The sequence below is a fragment of the Halopiger djelfimassiliensis genome (assembly GCF_000455365.1).
GTDB classification, from domain to species: domain Archaea; phylum Halobacteriota; class Halobacteria; order Halobacteriales; family Natrialbaceae; genus Halopiger_B; species Halopiger_B djelfimassiliensis.
On sequence record NZ_HG315685.1, the window covers coordinates 175,514 to 196,240 of the forward strand.

The 20,727-nt window shown below is 66.1% G+C and carries 21 protein-coding genes, 1 tRNA gene and 1 other RNA gene; 13 read left to right on the forward strand and 10 right to left on the reverse strand.

What is annotated here, in order from left to right; translation table 11 throughout:
- Positions 1–530 (reverse strand): DUF7529 family protein (locus TX80_RS19350; RefSeq protein WP_081661560.1); only part of this gene is annotated, 530 nt, incomplete at its 3' end.
- Between the two features lie 123 nt (positions 531–653).
- Positions 654–1,370, reverse strand: coding sequence for a lipoate--protein ligase family protein (locus tag TX80_RS06715; RefSeq protein ID WP_049922363.1), 717 nt, complete (start codon positions 1,368–1,370; stop codon positions 654–656).
- A gap of 65 nt (positions 1,371–1,435) precedes the next feature.
- Here TX80_RS06715 and TX80_RS06720 point away from each other — a divergent pair, with 65 nt between their 5' ends.
- Positions 1,436–2,317, forward strand: a complete 882-nt coding sequence (locus tag TX80_RS06720) for a hypothetical protein (RefSeq protein WP_049922364.1) — start codon at positions 1,436–1,438, stop codon at positions 2,315–2,317.
- Between the two features lie 4 nt (positions 2,318–2,321).
- On the opposite strand, the gene TX80_RS06725 is transcribed toward TX80_RS06720, so the two are convergent.
- A complete protein-coding gene (locus TX80_RS06725) occupies positions 2,322–3,731 on the reverse strand; it encodes a serpin family protein (protein WP_049922365.1) in 1,410 nt (469 codons plus the stop codon).
- A 159-nt stretch (positions 3,732–3,890) separates the two neighbouring features.
- Here TX80_RS06725 and TX80_RS06730 point away from each other — a divergent pair, with 159 nt between their 5' ends.
- The 7 genes from TX80_RS06730 (at position 3,891) to TX80_RS06760 (ending at position 11,223) form a co-directional block, all read left to right on the forward strand.
- Positions 3,891–4,376, forward strand: coding sequence for a PaaI family thioesterase (locus TX80_RS06730; RefSeq protein ID WP_049922366.1), 486 nt, complete (start codon positions 3,891–3,893; stop codon positions 4,374–4,376).
- A 206-nt stretch (positions 4,377–4,582) separates the two neighbouring features.
- A complete protein-coding gene (gene nosZ, locus TX80_RS06735; RefSeq protein WP_049922367.1) occupies positions 4,583–6,505 on the forward strand; it encodes a TAT-dependent nitrous-oxide reductase in 1,923 nt (640 codons plus the stop codon).
- Between the two features lie 7 nt (positions 6,506–6,512).
- Positions 6,513–7,373: a hypothetical protein gene (locus TX80_RS06740; RefSeq protein WP_049922368.1), complete on the forward strand. Its 861-nt coding sequence runs from the start codon at positions 6,513–6,515 to the stop codon at positions 7,371–7,373.
- Complete coding sequence (nosD, locus tag TX80_RS06745) at positions 7,370–8,749, forward strand: nitrous oxide reductase family maturation protein NosD (RefSeq protein WP_049922369.1); 1,380 nt, start codon at positions 7,370–7,372, stop codon at positions 8,747–8,749. The genes TX80_RS06740 and nosD overlap by 4 nt, the downstream gene beginning before the upstream one ends.
- Positions 8,730–9,683: an ABC transporter ATP-binding protein gene (locus TX80_RS06750; protein ID WP_049922370.1), complete on the forward strand. Its 954-nt coding sequence runs from the start codon at positions 8,730–8,732 to the stop codon at positions 9,681–9,683. Before nosD ends, TX80_RS06750 begins: the two co-directional genes overlap by 20 nt.
- The gene (locus tag TX80_RS06755; RefSeq protein WP_049922371.1) at positions 9,680–10,612 is read left to right on the forward strand and encodes an ABC transporter permease; all 933 of its coding nucleotides are present in this window, start codon (positions 9,680–9,682) and stop codon (positions 10,610–10,612) included. The genes TX80_RS06750 and TX80_RS06755 overlap by 4 nt, the downstream gene beginning before the upstream one ends.
- Complete coding sequence (locus TX80_RS06760; protein ID WP_326544628.1) at positions 10,609–11,223, forward strand: nitrous oxide reductase accessory protein NosL; 615 nt, start codon at positions 10,609–10,611, stop codon at positions 11,221–11,223. The genes TX80_RS06755 and TX80_RS06760 overlap by 4 nt, the downstream gene beginning before the upstream one ends.
- Positions 11,224–11,227: 4 nt before the next feature.
- Here TX80_RS06760 and TX80_RS19355 read toward each other — a convergent pair whose 3' ends face one another.
- From TX80_RS19355 to TX80_RS06765, 3 genes are all read right to left on the reverse strand, one after another.
- The gene (locus TX80_RS19355) at positions 11,228–11,389 is read right to left on the reverse strand and encodes a hypothetical protein (protein ID WP_195893049.1); all 162 of its coding nucleotides are present in this window, start codon (positions 11,387–11,389) and stop codon (positions 11,228–11,230) included.
- Between the two features lie 59 nt (positions 11,390–11,448).
- A complete protein-coding gene (locus tag TX80_RS18940) occupies positions 11,449–11,613 on the reverse strand; it encodes a hypothetical protein (RefSeq protein ID WP_154658597.1) in 165 nt (54 codons plus the stop codon).
- Positions 11,614–11,741: 128 nt separating this feature from the next.
- Positions 11,742–12,320 (reverse strand): cysteine hydrolase family protein, encoded by a 579-nt coding sequence (locus tag TX80_RS06765; RefSeq protein ID WP_049922372.1) that lies wholly within the window; start codon positions 12,318–12,320, stop codon positions 11,742–11,744.
- A 102-nt stretch (positions 12,321–12,422) separates the two neighbouring features.
- On the opposite strand from TX80_RS06765, the gene TX80_RS06770 reads away from it, so the two are divergent.
- Both TX80_RS06770 and TX80_RS06775 read left to right on the forward strand, forming a co-directional pair.
- Positions 12,423–14,213 carry an Hvo_1808 family surface protein gene (locus TX80_RS06770; protein ID WP_195893050.1) on the forward strand — a complete coding sequence of 597 codons (1,791 nt, stop codon included), beginning with the start codon at positions 12,423–12,425 and terminating at the stop codon, positions 14,211–14,213.
- 30 nt (positions 14,214–14,243) lie between these two features.
- The gene (locus TX80_RS06775; RefSeq protein ID WP_049922373.1) at positions 14,244–15,401 is read left to right on the forward strand and encodes a nicotinate phosphoribosyltransferase; all 1,158 of its coding nucleotides are present in this window, start codon (positions 14,244–14,246) and stop codon (positions 15,399–15,401) included.
- Between the two features lie 64 nt (positions 15,402–15,465).
- Here the strand turns inward: TX80_RS06775 and TX80_RS06780 are convergent, their stop codons facing one another.
- Both TX80_RS06780 and TX80_RS06785 read right to left on the reverse strand, forming a co-directional pair.
- Positions 15,466–16,065, reverse strand: a complete 600-nt coding sequence (locus tag TX80_RS06780; protein ID WP_049923177.1) for a TIGR00296 family protein — start codon at positions 16,063–16,065, stop codon at positions 15,466–15,468.
- A 189-nt stretch (positions 16,066–16,254) separates the two neighbouring features.
- Positions 16,255–17,145 carry an alpha/beta hydrolase gene (locus TX80_RS06785; RefSeq protein ID WP_154658598.1) on the reverse strand — a complete coding sequence of 297 codons (891 nt, stop codon included), beginning with the start codon at positions 17,143–17,145 and terminating at the stop codon, positions 16,255–16,257.
- 192 nt (positions 17,146–17,337) lie between these two features.
- Between TX80_RS06785 and rnpB the strand changes: the two genes are divergently transcribed.
- An RNA gene (rnpB, locus tag TX80_RS11150) (RNase P RNA component) lies at positions 17,338–17,726 on the forward strand.
- Between the two features lie 133 nt (positions 17,727–17,859).
- Positions 17,860–18,237: a DUF7344 domain-containing protein gene (locus TX80_RS06790; RefSeq protein WP_049922374.1), complete on the forward strand. Its 378-nt coding sequence runs from the start codon at positions 17,860–17,862 to the stop codon at positions 18,235–18,237.
- A gap of 3 nt (positions 18,238–18,240) precedes the next feature.
- On the opposite strand, the gene TX80_RS06795 is transcribed toward TX80_RS06790, so the two are convergent.
- Positions 18,241–18,549 (reverse strand): HalOD1 output domain-containing protein, encoded by a 309-nt coding sequence (locus tag TX80_RS06795; protein WP_049922375.1) that lies wholly within the window; start codon positions 18,547–18,549, stop codon positions 18,241–18,243.
- A gap of 364 nt (positions 18,550–18,913) precedes the next feature.
- Positions 18,914–18,986: transfer RNA gene (locus TX80_RS06800), tRNA-Arg, on the reverse strand.
- Between the two features lie 280 nt (positions 18,987–19,266).
- On the opposite strand from TX80_RS06800, the gene TX80_RS06805 reads away from it, so the two are divergent.
- Complete coding sequence (locus TX80_RS06805; protein ID WP_049923179.1) at positions 19,267–20,706, forward strand: single-stranded DNA binding protein; 1,440 nt, start codon at positions 19,267–19,269, stop codon at positions 20,704–20,706.
- Positions 20,707–20,727: the final 21 nt, after the last annotated feature.

Here is a 20,727-nt window from a genome sequence, read left to right on the forward strand (position 1 = left end):
TCCCCTGTCCAGTTTCGAACGTCTGACTCCTCGAGAAACAGCGACGGGTCGTCGTGGGAGAAGGTGAGCCACCGGTCGCTCGCATCGTCGGTTTCGTCCGCTTCGGCGTCCCTGTCGGAGCGGACGTGCACCAGCAACTCCTCGGCCGGGAGCGCCGTCTCGAAGACCGGCCGAAACTCCTCGAGCGAGTAGGTCAACGGGAGACAGACTGCCGTCTCGGTTTCCCGGTCGCGTTCGACGACGAGGGCGAACCGCCGGGCCTCGCCGTCGGCCGGTCGGTAGTACACCTCGGCGTCCCCGAAGGTGACGTCGTCGCCGCCGACGAGCGTCTCGACGAGACCGTACTCCGCGTCCGAGACCCGGACGTCGAACCCGAACCGATCCGCCCGCTCGCTCGGCGAGACGTCGCTTGGCTCGAGGACGACGGCGTCCCAGCCAGCGTTTCGGTACTCGTCGGCGATCTCCGCAGTGTCCTCGAGCAGTTCGGTCCAGCGCGGGTCCGCCGTCGGCGTCGACGTCCCGTCGCTCATCGAATCGCCGCCCCCGTCCGGTCCGATGGTGTGACCATACGCGAGTCGAACACGGTCGAACCCGAAAACCTTACTCATCTCAACGTCCCGACACCCGGTCCCCACCAGTCGGGACCGGCCCTTCTACTCCGTCTCGGTAGGAGTATCGCCGATCGACTCGTGGGTCACGTTCGGATCGTCGCCGACGAGTGCCGTCTCGAGTCGCTCCCTGACGAGCGCGGCGTCGGACGGGCCGCCGGCGTCCGCGACGGTGCCCACGGAATCGGGATCGAACGGCACGTCGAGCGCGCCGTAGACGGCATCGAGGACCGCAGCGAGCGCGTCGCGTCCGTCGACGAGGACGATCCCGGCGGTGAGCGCGGCGTCTTGCCGGACCCGCTGGGCGATGCCGACGACCTTTCGCCGAACTCGCGACCCGCCGACCGAAAGCGAGTGGGTCCCGGGACAGAACGCGTCGTCGGGTTCGCCGCGGTCGACTTCGAGCCCCAGTTCCGTCAGGGCGCGTTCGATCGCGCCGGTAACCCGCTCGTAGCGGTCGCCGGTCCCCCGCCTGAAGTCCGCGACCGGTTCGGCGCGGGCGAACGCGATCGTCGTCTCGCCGTCGTAGGCGACGGCCCGACCGCCGACGCCGCGTTCGACCGGCGGAAAGCCTCGCTCGCGCGCGGCCTCGCGCGCGTTATCATACCCCTTACAGCGGCTATCCCGGCGGCCGAACGCGACCTGTCGGTGGGGTACCCAGACGCGGACGGCCGACTCGCCGTCGGCGGCACTCGAGAGGAGCCGGTCGCTCACCGCGCGGTCGGCTGCAGCCGTCTCCGCGCGACCCCGGAACACTCGCATGCACGGCGGTTCGTGGCGATGCACCTAAACCGTCCCGCTACCCAGTCGAACCGGGTTACGAACCGATGGCCGTCACAGTTCCAGCATCCGTGCTCCGGCAGTACGACCGGCTTTCGCTCTACAATTCTCCGTATCCGGCTCACGACGGCGGCTGCGCGATCGACCTCTATCCCGGCACGCTCGGGGACGGCCGGACGACCGCCGCGCCCAGTCCCGTCTCGGGAACCGTCACCGAGACCAGCACCGTCCGCGCGCCGTCGAAGCCGTACGCGCCCGACCACGATCACCTCGTCCTGATCGAACCCGACGGCCCCCCGGCGCTCGAAGGGATGACGGTCCGCATCCTCCACGTCGAACCGTCAGTTACGGCCGGCGACTCCGTCGAGCGGGGCGACTCGCTTGGCGAACTCGTTCGGGCGGGGTTTTTCGCCCCGTGGGTCGACAACCACCTTCACGTCGGCGTTCGACCCTCCGACCGGAACCCGTACCGGGCGTCGGGATCGCTCCCGCTCGAGTTGGGCGTCGACATCCGGCCGCTCGCGTGGGACGGCACCGGGACGGTCGTCTCGACCGGCGAGACCTACGCCGTCCTCGACGCACCCTCTCACCCCGCGCCGGGCGAGACGTTCGTCGGCGTTCGGGCCGACAGCGGCGGCGTCCTCGACGGCGGCCTGCCACACTACGACGGGGGTGGGCTGCTGGCCGGCTCCGGCGGGACCGGCGTCGTCTCGCTGAACGGCGACCGGCTCGGCGTCGTCGGAGACGACGGCCGAACGATCGCGTGGGACGACATCGTCGTCACGGCAAACGGCGAGCCGATCACGGGTCTCTCGACGTTCTGCGCTCGGGACGCCGACTTCGGGGCGAAGCTGATCTGTCCCGACCGGGAGTTCTCGGTCGGCGACGAGGTACGGGTGCGCGTCCGGAGCCGCTCGAGCGAGCCCTAGGGGATCACTCGGATTGCAGGGACTCGCCGTCGACGACCCGGCCGACGAAAAGCGGCGTCTCCGTGGGCCGATCCCGGATGTAAAAGAGGAACGGCCGGTCGACGGTCATCTCGACGTGATCCGGCGGCGCGGCTTCATCCATTTCGACTGCGGTCGCGGCCGCCGCCTCGGTTCCCTCCTCGTCGACCTCGATGAAGCTCTTGTGCCGGATGTCGTCGATGGCCAACCCGCTGCTATCCCCGTCGACCATCCCGCTGAAGTCGGCACTGCCATTGTCGAACGCCCGCGTCATGCCGAGGTTCTGCATCGTTCCGACGAGGCTGAACTCGGACTCGATGCCGAACTTCGGGAACGTGAGATCGACTTTCGGCCGACCGATCTCCTCGAGCATGACGCCGAGGCGGTCGACCGAGAACGTCTCCTCGAAGGACTCGAACTCGCCCGCCGCGGGGAGGATCACGACCATGCTCGTGTCCCCGTTGGCGTAGGGGAGTTCGACCAGCTGGTGGCCGTCGATTTCGGCGTACCGAAGTTCCGCGGACTGATACATCAGGTCGAGGTCGGTCTCGCTCCCGTCGAGGTTCGTGAACGTCCCCGGCTCGGTATCCGCGGGGTCGAAGTCGTGCTCCCAGGCCGCGAGGAAGTAGACGGCGTTGGTCAACACGAGCCGCGTCGAACTGTCGATCGATCCCTCCGGGAGGAGGTCCTCGATCCGGTCGTTCGTCCGATCGGCGACCCACTCGTTGATCTCCTGGCGGGCCTCCTCCGGACTCCCCGAGAAGTCGACCAGATGCTTGCCGGCCCCGTAGTAGGCCTCGAGCAGGTCGAAGTAGCCCTCGGCGAAGGGATAGTCGTCCTCGGGCCAGACCGTGTTGGCACTCGAGAGCTGGAACCCGAGTTCGTCCTCGGTTCCGTCGGTCTCCTCGCCGGCCCATTCCGGCGTCTCGACCGTCTTCCCGTCCTCGTTTCGCCGCTCGAACTCGTGCTCGAGCGCGCCGAAGGCGGCGTGAAGGTCGTCGCCCTCGAGTTCGTACCGCAGTGTCTCGGCCATCTCCGTGGCCGTCTCGCCGCGCGCACCGGCGTAGGTCATCGCCAGCGCGACCGAGATGCTGTACGGCGAGAAAAACAGGTTCTCGTCGGGGGTCTCCTCGCGGAGTTGCTCGAGAACGGCGAGGGAAGCGGCGACGTTGCCACGCACCTGTTCGGCCAGCAGGTCCGATTCGATCCCGGGGTCGGTGACGAGATCCAGTTCCGGGAAGTCCGTTTCGTACTCGTCGAACGCGCTGTCGTCGGGTTCGTCGCCGCTGTCGGGTTCGTCATCAGTTGGATCGTCGCCGTCGTCGCTCGCACAGCCGGCAAGCCCCGCGAGAAAGGCTCCCGAGAGCGCAAGGACGGTCCGTCTTTCGGTTGTCATGGTCGACGGATCGTCCGGGGTCGATAAACCCTTTCGGTAGGCTACAATAGCTCTTTCACCGTGATTTCTCTCTCGTCGATGCGCCACGGGTAACAACGGTTTGCAACGCGTGCTCCGAGAAACGCAGCGATAAAGGGAGTGCCTCGCCGACGACAGGGCATGACCGACGACCTGCAAGCGGTGATCGACGAGTTCGACGATTTCGGGGGGGTCATCCAGTACTTCATCGACGAGCATCAGGAGTTCCTCTCGTGGCTCGGAACGACCGTCGACGACGTCGGCGACGGGACGATGACGCTCTCGATTCCGTACGACGAGAAGCTGACCAACACGCGCCCCAGCACGGCTACCGACCGGCGGGCCGACATCCACGGCGGCGTCGCCGCGACGCTCATCGACACCGTCGGCGGTCTTTCGCTCCGGACGGAACTCGAGGATCCCTTCGGTGCGAGTATCGCGACGATCAACCTGAACGTCAACTACCTCCGGCCGGCGACGGGCGACCTGTCGGCGACGGCCGAGGTCGTCCGGGTCGGGGGCAGCGTCGGCGTCAGCGAGGTCACGGTCGAGAGTACGACGCCCGACGGGCAGACGCGCGAGGTCGCGACGGGACAGGGTGCGTTTCGGATCTTCCGCGACGAGTAAGGCGGCGGTGGACGGATCGATCGCCATCGAAGGCCGACTTCGTATCAATCCCGGGCCGAACCAGTTCGCGAGTATTTCCACCCGGTAGGAATTGCTCTCGTCCCGTAGGAATCGCGTTCTTGCTATAATAACCCGGCGTACCGACGGTCTGCTGTGATGATCGAGAGCGCCGAGCGTCCGGCGCTACTCGACATCCGTTCAGGACCATGACCGATACGCCACCTTCCGACGACCGGACTACCGACGAGATCGACGCGGCCGACCGGGAGCCGTTGTTCGACCGCATCCCGAGACGCGACTTCATGAAAGCCGGCGCAGCCGCCGGTGCGATGGGATCGCTCGCCGGCTGTACGAGTCTGCTCAAGGACGACGACGACAGCCTCGCGTCGGCTTCGGAGGTCGGCGCGTACGTCCCGCCCGGGGAACACGACGACTACTACGCGTTCCTCGGGGCGGGCCAATCGGGGGAGATCCGCGTCTACGGGGTCCCGTCGATGCGACAGTTGATGCGCATCCCCGTCTTCCAGACCGACAGCGCGAGCGGGTACGGCTACGACAACCGGACCAGTGAGATGCTCGAGGATGCGGGCGGCTATACGTGGGGTGACGCACACCATCCCCGCGTGAGCCAGACGGACAACGACTACGACGGCCGCTGGGCGTTCGTCAACGACAAGGCGAACGGACGGATGGCTCGAGTCGATCTGGAGTACTTCGAGACGGACGCCATCGTTGACGTGCCAAACCAGCAAGGGACCCACGGGGCCTGCTGTCTGCTGCCGGATACGAAGTACGTCTTCGGGGTCGGCGAACTCCGCGTCCCGATGCCCAACGACGGCCGTGATCTCGACGATCCCGACGCATACACGTCCGTCCTCGCGGCGATCGACCCCGAGACGATGAACGTCGAGTGGGAGGTCGAAGTCGACGGGAACATGGACAACGCCGACAGCGGCAAGGAGGGCCGCTGGTTCTTCGCGACGGGGTACAACAGCGAAAGCGGCGTCTCCGAAAGCGAGATGTCCGCTTCCGACACCGACTGGGTCAAGGCCTTCGACGTGCCCGCGATCGAGGAGGCCGTCGAGAACGGCGAGTACGAGGAGATCGGCGGCGTTCCGGTCGTCGACGGTACCCGAGACAGCCCGCTGAACGACGGCGATCGTCCGATCGTCCGCTACGTCGACGTCGCCAAGAGCCCCCATGGGATCAGCGTCACGCCGGACGGAAAGTACGCAATCGCCAGCGGGAAGCTCGATCCGACGGCGTCGGTCATCGACATCGAGACCCTCGGCGAGGCTGACGACCCCAACGAGTCGATCGTCGCTCGCCCGAACCTCGGGATGGGGCCGCTGCATACGGCCTACGACGGCCGCGGGCACGCCTACACGACGCTGTTCATCGACTCGGAGGTCGTCAAGTGGGACATCGAAGCGGCCGTCGAGGCGTATCCGGAGGAGGAACCGGACCCCGACGATGAGAAGGAGTCGCCGGCGGTCGTCGAGAGGATCAGCGTTCACTACAACCCCGGCCACCTGATCGCCGCCGAGTCCTACACGGCCGACCCGCAGGGGGACTGGCTGATTTCGCTGAACAAGCTCTCGAAGGATCGGTTCCTGAACGTGGGGCCGATGAAACCGGAGAACGACCAGCTGATCTACATCGGGGACGACGACGAGGGAATGAAGCTCGTAAAGGACACCCCCTCCTACGCCGAGCCACACGACGCCTCGATCGTCAGCGCGGACAAGATCAATCCTGCCGACGTCTACGACCCCGCCGACTACGACGCGGAGTTCGTCGGGGGAGAGGACTCCGAGATCACTCGCGAGGACGGTCGCGTCCACGTGCGGATGTACTCGATGCGTAACGAGTTCGGCTTCGAGGACGTCACCGTTCAGGAGGGTGACGAGGTGACGTTTACCGTCACCAACATCGAGCGGACTCCGGACATCCTCCACTCGCTGGCGATTCCGGAGTACGATATCAACCTCAAGCTCGCACCGCAGGACACCCGCGAGGTGACGTTCACTGCCGACGAACCGGGCGTCTACTGGATGTACTGTGCGTTCTTCTGTAGCGCACTGCACATGGAGATGCGTTCGCGGCTGATCGTCGAACCAGCGGAGTGATCCCACCATGACTACGTCCCGGCTCACGCGGCTGACCGAACTCCGACGCGCGCTGCCATTGACAGCGGCGGGACTGTTCCTGCTCGCGCTGACGGTACCGGTGTGGCGGATCACGTTCGATGCGCCCCAGTACGTCGAGACCCTCGTCGTCGAACTGTACGCCCGTCCGCGGATCGGCGGCGACTTTCAGGAAGTCCACGCGCTCAACAAGTACGTCGGGTTCTACTACCCGGATCCGGTGTACGTCGACCCCAACTACGACGTCCACGAGAACGCCATCGACGTCCCCGAATGGGTGCTCGGACCGGTGGCGTTCGTCGGTATGGCCGTGGTCTCCGTCGTCGTCTCGCTGCTGCCACGCGGGAAGATCGAACGCGGCGTGACCGCCCTGTTCGCCGGGACGGTCGTGGTCTTCGGAACGATGGCCGCGATCATTCAGTACCGGCTCTACCAGGCCGGCCACTCCCTCGATCCGGACGCCCCGCTCAACGGCGTCAGCGGGTTCACCCCGCCGCTGCTCGGCAGCTACGAGGTCGCCAACATCAGCGGCAACGCCTGGTTCGGCCCGGGCGGTTACATGCTCGTCCTGGCCGTCGTCCTGCTTGCCGTCGCGTTCCGCCTGCGGGACTCGACGGCCACGATCACGGACCTCCCGGCGCTGGTCCGCGACGGCTCGAGGCGGCTCCGGGACCGCGTTCGGCGCTCCGGAGGCGGAGACGATCGGACCGACCGCGACGGAGAGTCCGGACGGGGTGCCGACGGACGGCCGCCCCTCGAGACCGACGGCGGAACCGCCCCCGCGAGGGACGGATCGTCTTCGACCGACCGCCGCAATCGAAAGCACTCGACGGACGGTGAACCGCCGTGAACGAACGCTATTTCGCGGTCGTCGCCGCGATCGTGCTCGCCTGCTCGCTGGTCGGCGCGGTCGTCTCCGCGACGGACGAGTCACAGCAGGACGAAAGCGTCGCGGACTGGAGCGCGGACGTTCCCGACGTTCACGACGTGGCCGAGCCACCCGACGACGGCGTCGCGACGCTCGGAGACCGGGAGTTCGACTCCGTGCAGGCGGCCGTCGACGCCGCCGGTCCCGGCGACACGATCGTTCTCGAGGGCCGATTCGACGAGCGTGTCACCGTCGATACGCCCGGCGTTACGCTCGAGGCGCTCGAGCGTGACGGTGCGGTGATCGACGGCGGCGAGGGGGGAACGGTCGTCGAGATCGTCGCCGATGACGTGACCCTCGAGGGCGTCTGGATCCGCAACTCCGGCTACGACAAAAACGTCGACGACAGCGGCGTTTTCGTCAACGGGTCGAACGCGACGCTGTCGGCGCTTCGGGTGACCGACGTCGCCTTCGGCGTCTGGATCGGGAGCGTCGACGGCGCGACCGTCGAGGACACGATCATCGCCGGCCGCGAGGACGTCCCGACGGCCCAGCGGGGCAACGGCATCCACCTCTGGGAGACGACCGACGCCGAACTGACGAACAACTCGATCACGATCGTCCGCGACGGCATCTACTACCAGTGGGCCGAGGGTGTCGTCGCCGAGGGCAACACGATGTGGAACATGCGCTACGGCGTCCACTACATGTACTCGAACGACAACCGCCTCGAGAACAACGTCGCCTTCGACAACGACGTCGGCTTCGCGCTGATGGTGTCGTCCGAACTGACGATGCGGGACAACGTCGCGGTCAACAACGACGGCACGAGCGGCCACGGTATCCTGCTGAAAGACGTCGAGGACAGCGAGATCGTCGGCAACGAACTCGTCGGCAACGACAACGGACTCTTCGTCTACAACGCCCTGGGGAACCGACTCGTGGACAACCTCTTGCTCGAGAACGACGTCGGCGTCCACACCACCGCCGGCAGCAGCAACGAACTGGTAGCGGGCAACAGCTTCATCCGAAACGGCGAGGCCGCGTTCGCGGAGACGAACTCCCAGCTGAACTGGAACGGCTCCGAGCGGGGCAACTACTGGGCCGAGGCACGGACGGTCGACGTCGACAGCGACGGGATCGGCGACACCCGGTACCGGCCCGCCGGCACCGTCGAACGCCTCGTCCACGAGCGCCCGCAGGCGGCGGCCTTCGCGGAAAGTCCGGCGTTCGACGCGGTCCGGATGGCCGAGAGCTCGTTTCCGGTCCTCGAATCGCCCGGCATCGTCGACCAGCGACCGCTCGCCGACCCACCTCACGACAACTGGAGGGACTACTATGCAGATCACGATCACTGACGTACGCAAGCGATACGGCGACGTCGTCGCCCTCGACGGGCCTTCGGTTACGATCCCGTCCGGGTCGACGTTCGGCGTCCTCGGGACGAACGGCGCGGGAAAGACGACGCTCTTCGAGTTGCTGGTCGGCCACGACCGGCCCGACGAGGGTCGGATCGAGGTCGGCGGCCTCGACGTTCAGCAGGCGGGCCACCGGGTCCGCGAACGCGTCGCCTTCCTGCCCGAACACGCCGGCTTCCCGCCGTCGATGACCGGTCGGGAAGTGCTCGACGTCCACGCACGCATCCGCGGGCTCGAGGCCCGAACACGGCGGATCGACGACGTGCTCGAGACGGTGGGGCTGGGCGACGCCGCCGACCGCCCGGTCGAGGGGTACTCCAACGGGATGGGTCGACGGCTCGGACTCGCGGCGACGCTGCTTCCCGAACCGCCGGTGCTCGTCCTCGACGAACCGACTGCCGGGCTCGATCCCCGCGGCGTCACCGCGTTCCACGAGATCATCGAACGCATCGGTCGCGAGACCGACGCCACAGTCGTCCTCTCCTCGCACGTGCTGGGGGAGGTCGAACGCCTCTGTGACGAGGTCGCGATCCTGCAGGACGGACAGTTGCGTGCGGTCGGCGACGTCGACGAGCTGCGGGCCGACGCCGGCGACGGCGTCACCGTCTCCCTCCAGCCAGCGGGAGACCCCGGATGCGAATCTCGGGACCGGCTCTTCGAAGCCGTGCAGGACTGGGGCGACGTGGCGGACACCGGCGACGCGATCGAGGTCGTTTGCGATCGCGAGATCGCGTTCGAACGGCTCTCGACGCTCGAGTCAGACCTTGTAGAGCGGTTCGAGGTCCGGGAACCGGGCCTTGAGGCGGCGTTCCACGAGGCGCTCGCGGATGCCGATGCCGACCAAAAGGCGAGTACGGAGGTGACCGCGCCATGACTGACACGGACCGTCGGATCGAGGACGCGGCCGCCGACTCGTCGATACAACCGGACGGCGGCTACGATACGGCGACCGCCGCCGCGGTCGATCGGAAGACTGGACGGGAAACCGGCTCCGGCGACTGGTACCGACAACTGCTGGTCGTCGCCGAGACCGAGTACCGGCTCGCGGTCCGGGGCCGGTGGGCGATCGCGCTGACGGTTATCTTTGCCGCCTTCGCGCTCGGATTGACGACGTTCAGCGGCTCGAGCGTCAGCCCCGAGGGGTTCGAGCGGACGGTCGCGAGTCTGGCGGTGCTCGCAGTCTATCTCGTCCCGCTCGTCGCACTCGCCGTCAGCTACGACGCCGTGGTCGGCCGCGAGGAGACCGGCTGGCTCCAGACGCTGTTTGCGTTGCCGGTCGACCGCGCCTGGCTCGTCGTCGGGACGGCGCTCGGTCGGGCGGTCGTCTTCGCGAGCGCGACGATCATCGGGTTCGGCGTCGCGGGCGGCTTCCTCGTGCGGGAACACGGGCTCGGCGGTGTCGATGCCTACGTGATCTTCCTGCTTGCCAGCGTCGGACTCGGACTCGCCTTTCTCGCGGTCGGCGTGCTCGTCTCGACGCTGGCCCGCGAGAAGACCCACGCGCTCGGGGTTTCGCTGCTCGTCTGGGCGTGGTTCGTCCTCGTCCACGACCTGCTCGGGCTGGGGCTGATCGCGGCGTTCGACCTCCCGGAGACGGCCGTTTCGGCGCTGTTGCTCGCGAACCCGACCGGCGTCTTCCGGGCGCTCGTCCTCGGCTCGCTGGGAGCAAGCGGCGACGCCGGGTTCGCGAGCGTCCTCGCCGAGTCCGGACTCACGACGGGCGTTCTCGTCGGCGCGCTGCTCGCCTGGGCGGCCCTGCCGATCGTGCTTGCGGCGCTTGCGATACGGAGGCGACGGGTATGATACGAAACGACGCGCGTAGACGACGCCACGATCACGACAGCGACCGACCGATGCCGGATCGGCTCCGGCGGCGTTTCCTCGCCGGGACAGCCTCGTTCGCCGCCGCCACCCTCGCGGGGTGTCTGGGCGGCGACGACGACTCCGAACCGGTGTCGGCGGACCCGATCGCACTGACCGACGGGCAGGAATGCGACGTTTGCGGGATGCTGATCGCGGACCACTACGGCCCGGCCGGACAGCTCTACTACGCCGACGGCAAGCCCGACGACCGCGACGGGCCGGCCCGGTTCGACAGCATCGCCGAACTCCTCGTCTACCACCGCGAACGCCGATCCCGCGGCTGGGAGCTTCGTGCGGCGTTCGTCACCGACTACTCGAGCGTCGACTACGAGTTGCTTGAGCGCGAGGGAACGACCTACATCTCGACGCATGCAAACGCCGCGGCCTTTGCCGACGCGACGACGCTCGAGTTCGTCGTCGACAGCGGCATCGAGGGCGCGATGGGCGAAGACATCGTCCCGTTCTCCGATCGCGAGGATGCCGAGGGGTTCGTCGACGAGCACGGCGGGAACCTCCGGACGTGGGACGAACTCCGCGATGCGGACGCGTAGTCGGTCACGTCTCGGGGTCGGGTGAGTTCGGATTCGACGCACCGTCACCGCCGCCTGGGCCTCGAGCGCCGATCCAGAGCCGCGCATGGAGGTAACACCCGACGGCCGCGACCAGCAGGAAGTAACAGTAGATGACTGGTTCGACGGCGGGCGGGAGCGGTTCCATTTACGATGTTCGTCGATCCCGGCGGGGATATCGTTCCCCCTGTACGACTCCGGCCTCTATTACCGGGCGACCATCCAGTACCGGAGCCCGAGGTACGCCACGACGAGACCGAAGGTCCCGGCGTACAGCGTCGCCCCGTTCGAGGCCGCGGCGACCAGTGCGACGACGTTGAGCGCGATTCCGGCCGCGTACATCGTCCGGAGCCGTCGCTCCGTCAGCGCCATCCGTCGTCACCGCCGTTCGAAGCCCCGGGAGTTCGCTCGAGTTCGTCGCGGGACCGGTCCGCGGTCCGTTCCGTGCGATCGTCCATACCGGTCCTTTCGGCGGCGACGATAAAAACTCACGGACGGACTCACCCGAACGCGAGGTCGTCGCCGGTCGTGACCTCGCCGAACAGCCACTCGGCGTGCTCGAGGGCGTACTCGCGGTGGTCCTGTTCGATGTAGCCGATGCAGTCCTCGACGAGGATCGGCCGGAAATCACGAAGCCCGGCGCTTCCGGCCGTATGCAGGACACAGACGTTCGCGAGCGTGCCACAGAATACCAGATCGTTGATCCCGCGGGCGTTCAGCCAGCCCTCGAACTCCGTCTTCTGGAACGCGTCGTAGGTGTGTTTTTCGACGACGTGGTCGGCCTCGTCGACGGGTAGTTCGTCGACCACCTCGGCCTCCCACGAGCCCTCGAGAACGTGCTCGCCCCACTGCTCGAACTCGTCGTAGTAGTAGGCATCGTCGAACTGCTCGGGCGGGTGAACGTCGCGCGTATAGACGATCGTCGCCCCGGCTTCCGTGGCCCGGTCGACCAGATCGCCGATCGGTTCGATGACCGCCTCGCTGCCCGGCGCGTACAGCGAACCGTCGGGGTGACAGAAGCCGTTTTGCATGTCGACGACGACCACCGCCGTGCGTTGTGGCTCGAGTTCGGTGGGCATACGTGATGCTACGAAGGCGGCGGTAAAAACGTTCGTGACCCGTACCGATCCGATCGTCGTCCTTTTTACACTCGCTTTCGTACGGATCGCTATCCCGTCCCCATGAACTCGATGCGAACGCGGTTGCTCGTCGCCCTCGTTGCAGTCGTCGTCGTTGCGCTCTCGGTCGCGGCAGTCGGCGGTTTCCTGCCGGCCGTCTCGGATGCGCCGACCGACGACTCGTCGGTCGATTCGACGGAGGATTCGTCGATGGAGTCGACCGACGCCCCGCGGGCCGACGACCGCCCAACCGATCCCTCGACGAACGAGACTCTCGGCTACGTCGACGGCTACTGGTACGACGACGAACTGTCCGTCGACGACCGCTCCGACGCCACCCTCGAGACGGACGAACTCGAGCCGGTCGTCTCGCGGGCGATGGCTCGCGTCGAGGTGATCCGCAACCTGACCTACGAGAACGAGGTATCCGTCGAGGTGGTCTCCCGCGAGGAGTACCGAGCCGACAGCGGGGACCGCTTTACCGACATAACCGAGACCGAACAGCTCCACCAGAACGTCAACTACGAGGCGCTGTTTATGGTCGATCGAAACACCGACGCCACCGACGCCGCCGAGGGCCTGTACGGCGGCGCCGTCGAGGGCTACTACGAGCCCGGAACCGACCGGATCGTTCTCGTCTCCGACACGCCCGGATCGCCCGAACTGGACGAGACGGTTCTCGCCCACGAACTGGTTCACGCCCTGCAGGACCAGCAGTTCGATCTGGCGAGTATCCAGCGGGAGACGTTCGATCAGGATAACGCCAGAAACGGGCTCATCGAGGGCGATGCGTCGTGGGTCGAAGCCGAGTACGACAGCCGCTGTGAGGCCGAATGGGCCTGTCTTGACCCGGGATCGTCGAGCCAAGCACCGTTTTCCGACATCAACTGGGGGCTGTACTTCGCCGTCTACCAGCCCTACGACGACGGTCCCGACTACGTCGATTCCCTGCTCGAGCGCGGCGGCTGGACGGCAGTCAACGACGCCTACGAGAACCCGCCGGCGAGTTCGTCGGCGGTGATCCACCCGGGTACGGACCGCGATCCCGAACCCATCGAGGTGCCGGATCGCTCGAACGACACGTGGCGACAGTACGAGGTCGACGGCGAGGTCGCAAGCGAGACGGTCGGCGAAGCGGGGATGGCTGCGATGTTTGCCGCAGGCGTTCGTGATACCTCCCGGCCGTCGGTGATCGAATCCGACGAGTTCATCGAGGCCGATCTGGGACTGGACTACGATCAGCCCTACACGGACGGCTGGGCTGGCGACCGGCTCGTCACCTACGTTAGCGACGAGGCCGATGAAGCGACCGCGGTGTACGACGCGGTCGATCACACCGGCTACGTCTGGCGGACCGCGTGGGAGTCGAGCGAGGACTCCCAGCAGTTCGTCGACGGCTACCTCCAGTTGCTCGAGGCCTACGGCGCCGAACCCGTGGCGGACCAGCAGGACACGTACGTGATCGACGACGAGTATCCCGGCGCGTACTACCTCGATCGCGACGGCGAGACGGTGACGATCGTGCGTGCACCGTCGGTCGACGACCTCGGGGCCGTCCACGCCGGTACCCCACCGGCGGGTGAGGACACCCTCGAGATCGAGGGCACGGCCGACGAGGACGACAGCGAGGCCGGCGGCGTGATCGCCGGCCACGGGGCCGGGATCGTCGGCGTCGGAGTCGCGGCTCTCGGAGCGGGGATCCTGATTTTCGCCGTTCGGCGCCGCGACACGTTCCGTGCCGTCGACACCGTGGCTCGGACTCCGTCGCTCGACCGGGCAGGAACCGACGGGCCGCCGTCTCCAGCGCCGTTCGACTCGACCGCGAGGACGCGAAACACGGCCGTAGACGGGTAGCTTTTTTGCCTCCCACGGGAAATCGACGATATGTCAAACCCGTTCGGAACCGTCCCGTCAGAGGCGATTCTCGATGGGACCGCGACGGACGCGTACTTCGAGCGCACCCGCGCGACCCTCGAGCACGCGGAAACAAACCCACACGTGGTCGCCGAGGTAACCGCGGATCAGTTCCCCACCGGCTCCTTCGAGGTCGTTACCGGCATCGCGGACGTCGCAACCCTCTTCGACGGCCGCGCCGTCGACGTCGACGCACTGCCGGACGGCCAACTGTTCGACGGCGGGCCGGTCGTGCGAATCGAGGGGCCGTACCTCGAGTTCGCCGAACTCGAGACCGCCCTGCTCGGGTTGTTGTCCCAGCCAAGCGGGTTCGCGACGGCCGCGCTCGAGGCGCGGCTGGCGGCCCCCGAGTCGCTCGTCCTGTCGTTCGGTGCGCGACACGTCCATCCGTCGATCGCGTCGACGGTCGAACGGGCCTCGTTGCTCGCCGGCCTCGACGGGTTCTCCCACGTCGCGGCGGGCGAGATTCTGGATCGGGAACCGGGTGGAACGATGCCACACGCGCTCATGTTCTGTTTCGGCGAGGGGAATCAGGACGCTGCCTGGCGGGCGTTCGACGAGGCGGTCCCCGAGGACGTCCCTCGAATCGCGCTTGTCGATACCTTCTGGGACGAGGTCAGCGAGAGTCTGCTCGCGGCCGAGACGCTGGGTGAGGATCTGGACGGCGTTCGCATCGACACCACGAGCTCCCGCCGCGGCGATTTCCGACACATCATCCGCGAAGTCCGCTGGGAACTCGACGCACGCGGCCTCGAGGACGTCGACGTCTTCTGTAGCGGCGGGCTCGGACCCGAACAACTCCGGGAGCTACGGGACGTCGCCGACGGTTTCGGCGTCGGAAGCCACATCACAAACCGGAACCCGGTCGATTTCAGCCTCGACATCGTCGAAATCGACGGCGAACCGATCTCCAAGCGCGGGAAACTCTCCGGCGTCAAGGAGGTCTATCGAACCGCCGACGGCGGCCACCACGTCGCTCTGGCCGACCGTGACGGACCCGAAGACGCCGACGCCTTGCTCGAGCCCCTCGTCCGGGACGGCGAACCCGTCCGGGAGTTCGATCTCGAGGCGGCGAGCCAGCGGTGTCTGGCCGATGCCGACGCGGTCGGGTTCGACTCGGCTCCGTGACTTCCAGTCCTGCTGTGATCTTCCTCGACCGCGTGAAAATCGATGACGAGGCGACGGCCCGCTCTCAGAGCTCTTCGATACTGCCGTCGGCTTCCCGCTCGCGGAAGACCTGCCCTTCAAACAGCGTGACGACGACGTCGTCGTCCTGCCAGGATCCTGGCGCGAGCTTTGCCTTCCGGCAGGTTCGATCGAGGTATTCCCGTTCGCTCCAGCCGTTTTCGACCGGTACCGTCGGATAGAGCCAGCCGCCTTCGCCGCCGTCGATGGCGACGCCGTGGGTGCCCAGTTCCAGGTCGGCCAGCGGATCGTCGGTGAGAACGACGTTTTTGACCGCACAGACGGAGACGGTGAGGTTCGGCAACTCGGAGGGGCTTACCTCGGAGCCACAGGAATCCTCGCTTGCGGCTTCGATCGCCGCGTCGACGATCACGTGACCGAGCTGTTCGCCCGATCGGTAGCCGCCGGCACAGCCCCGTAGGCTGCCCCGGCCCCGTGTGGATTCGAGACGGACGAATGCGCCGGTCCGTTCGTAGAAGGCTTCCCGCATACTGCCCGGTTGTTCTCGTTGTCCGTGTTCGACGTAAGATTCGACGGCTTCACGCGCGAGTTCGACGGCGCGTGCACCGTCTTCGTAGGAGAGGTCGACGCCCTGTCGCTGGGACATACAGATGTACATGGGAACAGTCGTCCTAAAACGCTTCCATTCGTCTCGAGCCCCGGGCGTAACGGCGACCGTGAGGGGATTCGCGTCCCCGGATCGTGAAATTAGTTAGCCGTCGCGATGTCTCCGGACACCGGCCTGTCGATCGCTCGCCGATTCGACCGGCGACGGTTCACGGGCCTAACAGGTCCCTCAGCCGGACCCGTCGAAATCGTCGACGATCCGGTCCGCACAGCCGTACGACCGGTTGTGTTGGAAGTACTTACAGTGGCCGGGAACGGACTCCGTGACGTCGACTTCGAAGTAGTTGCTCGGCGTCTCGCCGTCCGACCACCAGCTCCCACAATCCGCTCCCTCACAGCCCAGACCGTCACCGATCGTGCTGAAATCGTAGAGCGTACAGACCGTCTCGTCACGTTCGGAACGGTAGCTGTAGACGTTCTCGGCGCTCGTTCTGATCCCCGTCGCGTACCGCCCGTCCGTACAGACCGAATCATCCGTGACGGCCGCACCGATCAGCGAGACTGTCTCGAGGGCTGCGTCGCCCTCGAGCTCTGCCAGTGCGGCGAGTACCACCCGCGACCCGAGCGAGTGGCCGACGGCGCGGACGGTCTCGTTCGTCTCTCCTTGCATCGTCTGTCGGAGACAGCGACCGAGTCGAACGCCTGCGGTGTCGGCGTTGCTTTCGGCATCCCAGAAGTTCAGCGTATCGGAGTCCCACGACGCAGCGACGATTCGTTCGTCGTAACCGGCCTCCTGCAGCGCTTGATCGAGCGTATACGCCTGGTCGCCGCGTTGTTTCTGTCCCTTCCAGCCGTGGACGTAAATGCAGAGTTCCTCCTCGGATCGTTCGGGCGGAGCGGGATCGTCGTGTGTCAGATCGATCGTCGGATACTCCCGCGGAGAGACCTGCCAGTCCTTGCAGTCTTTGACCTCGCCGGCGGAGACGGTCCCGCCTGTGACCGCCAGACCGACCGCCCCGGTGGTTGTGGCTGCCGTTGTCTCGAGCACTCGTCGCCGCGTCCGTCCACTCGATTCGCGTTCGTCGACTCCGGAAGACGATCGATTGGTATCATCAACCATGGCAGTGTCACGAACACACATATAAACTAAATAATTGCCGTACTACCGCGTGCGTACGATGGCGTTTCTCACCGCCCGTCGCGTTCGGGCTCGCGTGACCGAGGGACTTATTCGGTCCACGGCCCTACGGGAACTGGGAGAGAGAGCCCGGTCGCCGCGATGGCCATACCGAAACCGGTGTGGCCACCCAACGTGGGTCGTCCGATCGGACGGCTCACGCCCGCGAGGAAAGTCCCCCCACCTGTTCGGGCAGGTGACCGGACGCAAGTCCGGAGCGGGAGACCGCTGGCGCTGGAACAGAAACGACACGTCTCGGCCCGACCGATGACGCGTGCGAACCCGACCGTAAGGAACGGGAGCTAACCCGCAGAGGGAACGTGGCGGGTTCGACAGCAAGCGGGCGGGGTATCCGCCGTCCGCAACCGTCGAGATCCGCACGAACGGCCGAGGATCGATGGAACGGCGAACCCTCACCGGTGCAAGTCCGCGCCGTGGTAGCCCGAACGCCCCGCGGCGTTGCCGCGGACGGCGTGGACGCTCAGCCGAATACCGGGACGAACAGAAGGGGGCTTACTCCTCTCGCCCAGTTTTCGACCGCGAGCGACGAATGTGGTATCACCCAGTACGTGGCTCCGTCAATCTTGTTTCTATTGGTAATAACCAAATGATTTTGGTCGGGTGTTTTTCCGTGTTGGGCCGAAACCGAGGGGCTAGATGTACACCGATGAGACGATCGCCACGTTGGCCGACGCCGACCGCAGACGCCTCATCCGAACGCTTCTCGAGAACGGCGGTCGCTCCTCGATCGAAGAACTTGCTGTCGAAATCGCGTCGACGAAACGCGGGGCGGCTCCGGGTCCGACCGCCGAGTCACCCGACGTTTTCGGGGTTCCCGAACGGACTAAAATCGATCTCGTTCACAATCACCTGCCGCGGCTTGCGGACCACGGCGTAATCGAGTACGACAGCCATAACGGTACTGTTCGACTCGACGATACGTCCACGCTCGAGCCGTACGTATCCCGAGTCGTCAGTCGGGGACGCGAAGCTGACGGGAGCCCGAGACTGGTTCGAAACGACTCCAGTGAGTGACGGTTACGTCGATGCCGGTTCGACGACGACTTCGGGGCCGTCGCGGACGACGACGTCGAACCCGTTGTACGAAAACTCGATCCGAAGCGGCGATTCCGCTCCTCGCTCGTTGCGGCCGTCGAACAACGCATCGAGCGCGTCCGGATCGACGACGTGGTAAAGCGGCGGGAGTGTGGTCGGATCGGTGTCGGCGGCGTCGGCTACGGCATCGATCACGGCAACGGTTGCTGTGGGACCATCCGTTTCGTCGTAACGAAACGTACTGGCGGAGCGAAGGTCCGTGTCTGCGGTGGAGCGTAGTTCCGAATCCATACGAGTTCTTGCCAAAACGGCAACACCATTTCATAAAAGTCTGTCTAAATCCGTTGCAACCATTCGCTGGTTGGTGCGTAATTCGGTATTGGGTTCGAAACTGTACCTTAACGGAACCGAACGTATCTGGGGCTATAGTCAACCATCGTAAAATGGACGGGAGGAGTGAACGTCCCGACGGAGACCTGAACACGGGAAGTCGATGGCCTCGCGTCGCTCGACCGCTGTCGTTCGACAGACCCTCGCTCTCTCGCGATGCTCAAAGCCATATAGCGCCTTTCGACGACGGCTCAACGCACCGCGTTTGGGTGTCCGTCGGTACACATAGTGCTAGCTGTGCTCGCAGCGTTGTACTGAAGAGAAACGTCCTGACGGAGATTTGAACTCCGGTCCCTGGCTCCGCAAGCCAAGAGGATAGTCCACTACCCTATCAGGACTCATCTCTCAGTAGCCGCGTGGACATTAAAGCACTTTCGAAAGGATTCGGTCATGGCTCCAGTTCCCACGTTCGAATTCCATCGCTCGTCGAGCAGACCTCGGCTCGGCGAATCCGAAAGACAGGCTAGCTACCCTGTCGTTTATCCGTCATCGGTCGGCCAGTAGGGCTCATGAGGGGCTATCTCCCGTCTGCCCGTATAGCTCGCACCGCCCGCGGTCCCGTCCGAGGACACCGAATGGACAACGCTTATGCGCGGGCTACTCATGCACGAGTATAGAATGAGCGACATCGAGGGCGTCTACGAGGACCTCGAGGCCGACGTTTCTCTCGAGGAGTTTCGCGAGGCCGTCGAGGCGAAAGTCGAGCAGATGGGGGGACTCGCGGACGAGGAGACGGCGGCGATGCTCGTCGCTCACGAGATCGGCGAGAGCGAGGTCGGCGGGATCGCCGACATCGAACCCGGGATGGAGGAAGCGAAGTTCGTCGCCAAAGTCGTCTCGATCGGCGACGTTCGCACGTTCGAGCGCGACGGCGAGGACGAGGACGGCCGCGTCGTCAACGTCGAGGTAGCAGACGAGACGGGATCCGTCAGGGCGGCCTTCTGGGACGACCACGCCGAGGCCGCCGTCGAGGAACTCGAGGAGGGACAGGTCCTCCGGATCAAGGGCCGTCCGAAGGAGGGCTACAGCGGCGTCGAGGTCAGCGTCGACGAGGTCGAACCGGACGAAGACACCGAGATCGACGTTCAGATATCGGACACCTATACGGTCGAGAACCTCTCGCTCGGACTCTCGAACGTCAACCTCGTCGGTCTCGTACTCGACACCGACAGCGTGCGTACGTTCGACCGCGACGACGGCTCCGAAGGGAAAGTCTCGAACCTCGTGCTCGGCGATTCGACCGGACGCGTGCGCGTAACACTGTGGGACGAGCAGGCCGACACGGCCACGGAGCTCGAGGCTGGCACCACCGTCGAGGTGATCGACGGCTACGTCCGCGAACGCGACGGTACGCTCGAACTCCACGTCGGCAACCGAGGGGCGGTCGAGGAAGTCGACGCCGACGTCGAGTACGTCCCCGAGAGTACGCCCATCGAGGACCTCGAGATCGGTCAGACCGTCGACATCGCCGGTGTCGTCCGTTCGGCCGATCCGAAACGGACTTTCGACCGCGACGACGGCTCCGAGGGACAGGTCCGGAACGTCCGCGTTCAGGACGCAACCGGCGACATCCGCGTGGCCCTCTGGGGCGAGAAGGCCGACATCGACGTCGGGCCGGGTGACGAACTCGCTCTCGGGGACGTCGAGATTCAGGACGGCTGGCAGGACGACCTCGAGGCCTCCGCGGGCTGGCAGTCAACGATTACGGTCCTCGAGTCGGATTCCGGGACCGAGGCGACAAGCGAGGACGACGGAACGGAAAGCGCCGGCCTGTCGGCGTTTTCCGACGACGGTGGCGACGTCGAGACGGCGGACGAATCCTCGACCGACGCGGCGACGGCCGCTACGGCCGAGGCCGACGACGAACCCACCGATCCGGACGAGGGCGAGGAACTCGAGTTCACCGGCGTCGTCGTCCAAGCGGGCGATCCGGTCGTCCTCGACGACGGCGAAACGACCATGAGCGTCGTCACCGACGCCGACGTCGGTCTCGGCGAGGAGGTAACCGCCCGCGGGGTCGTTCGCGACGGTCGACTCGAGGCTAACGACGTGTTCTGACGGCGCGAGCAACCTCATCGA

Coding starts and splice junctions, on each gene's coding strand:
- TX80_RS06715 (WP_049922363.1), bottom strand. CDS start 1,370: ATGCGAGTGTTCCGGGGTCGCGCGGAGACGGCTGCAGCCGACCGCGCG.
- TX80_RS06720 (WP_049922364.1), top strand. CDS start 1,436: ATGGCCGTCACAGTTCCAGCATCCGTGCTCCGGCAGTACGACCGGCTT.
- TX80_RS06725 (WP_049922365.1), bottom strand. CDS start 3,731: ATGACAACCGAAAGACGGACCGTCCTTGCGCTCTCGGGAGCCTTTCTC.
- TX80_RS06730 (WP_049922366.1), top strand. CDS start 3,891: ATGACCGACGACCTGCAAGCGGTGATCGACGAGTTCGACGATTTCGGG.
- nosZ (WP_049922367.1), top strand. CDS start 4,583: ATGACCGATACGCCACCTTCCGACGACCGGACTACCGACGAGATCGAC.
- TX80_RS06740 (WP_049922368.1), top strand. CDS start 6,513: ATGACTACGTCCCGGCTCACGCGGCTGACCGAACTCCGACGCGCGCTG.
- TX80_RS06750 (WP_049922370.1), top strand. CDS start 8,730: ATGCAGATCACGATCACTGACGTACGCAAGCGATACGGCGACGTCGTC.
- TX80_RS06755 (WP_049922371.1), top strand. CDS start 9,680: ATGACTGACACGGACCGTCGGATCGAGGACGCGGCCGCCGACTCGTCG.
- TX80_RS06760 (WP_326544628.1), top strand. CDS start 10,609: ATGATACGAAACGACGCGCGTAGACGACGCCACGATCACGACAGCGAC.
- TX80_RS19355 (WP_195893049.1), bottom strand. CDS start 11,389: ATGGAACCGCTCCCGCCCGCCGTCGAACCAGTCATCTACTGTTACTTC.
- TX80_RS18940 (WP_154658597.1), bottom strand. CDS start 11,613: ATGGCGCTGACGGAGCGACGGCTCCGGACGATGTACGCGGCCGGAATC.
- TX80_RS06765 (WP_049922372.1), bottom strand. CDS start 12,320: ATGCCCACCGAACTCGAGCCACAACGCACGGCGGTGGTCGTCGTCGAC.
- TX80_RS06770 (WP_195893050.1), top strand. CDS start 12,423: ATGAACTCGATGCGAACGCGGTTGCTCGTCGCCCTCGTTGCAGTCGTC.
- TX80_RS06775 (WP_049922373.1), top strand. CDS start 14,244: ATGTCAAACCCGTTCGGAACCGTCCCGTCAGAGGCGATTCTCGATGGG.
- TX80_RS06780 (WP_049923177.1), bottom strand. CDS start 16,065: ATGTCCCAGCGACAGGGCGTCGACCTCTCCTACGAAGACGGTGCACGC.
- TX80_RS06785 (WP_154658598.1), bottom strand. CDS start 17,145: ATGGTTGATGATACCAATCGATCGTCTTCCGGAGTCGACGAACGCGAA.
- TX80_RS06790 (WP_049922374.1), top strand. CDS start 17,860: ATGTACACCGATGAGACGATCGCCACGTTGGCCGACGCCGACCGCAGA.
- TX80_RS06795 (WP_049922375.1), bottom strand. CDS start 18,549: ATGGATTCGGAACTACGCTCCACCGCAGACACGGACCTTCGCTCCGCC.
- TX80_RS06805 (WP_049923179.1), top strand. CDS start 19,267: ATGAGCGACATCGAGGGCGTCTACGAGGACCTCGAGGCCGACGTTTCT.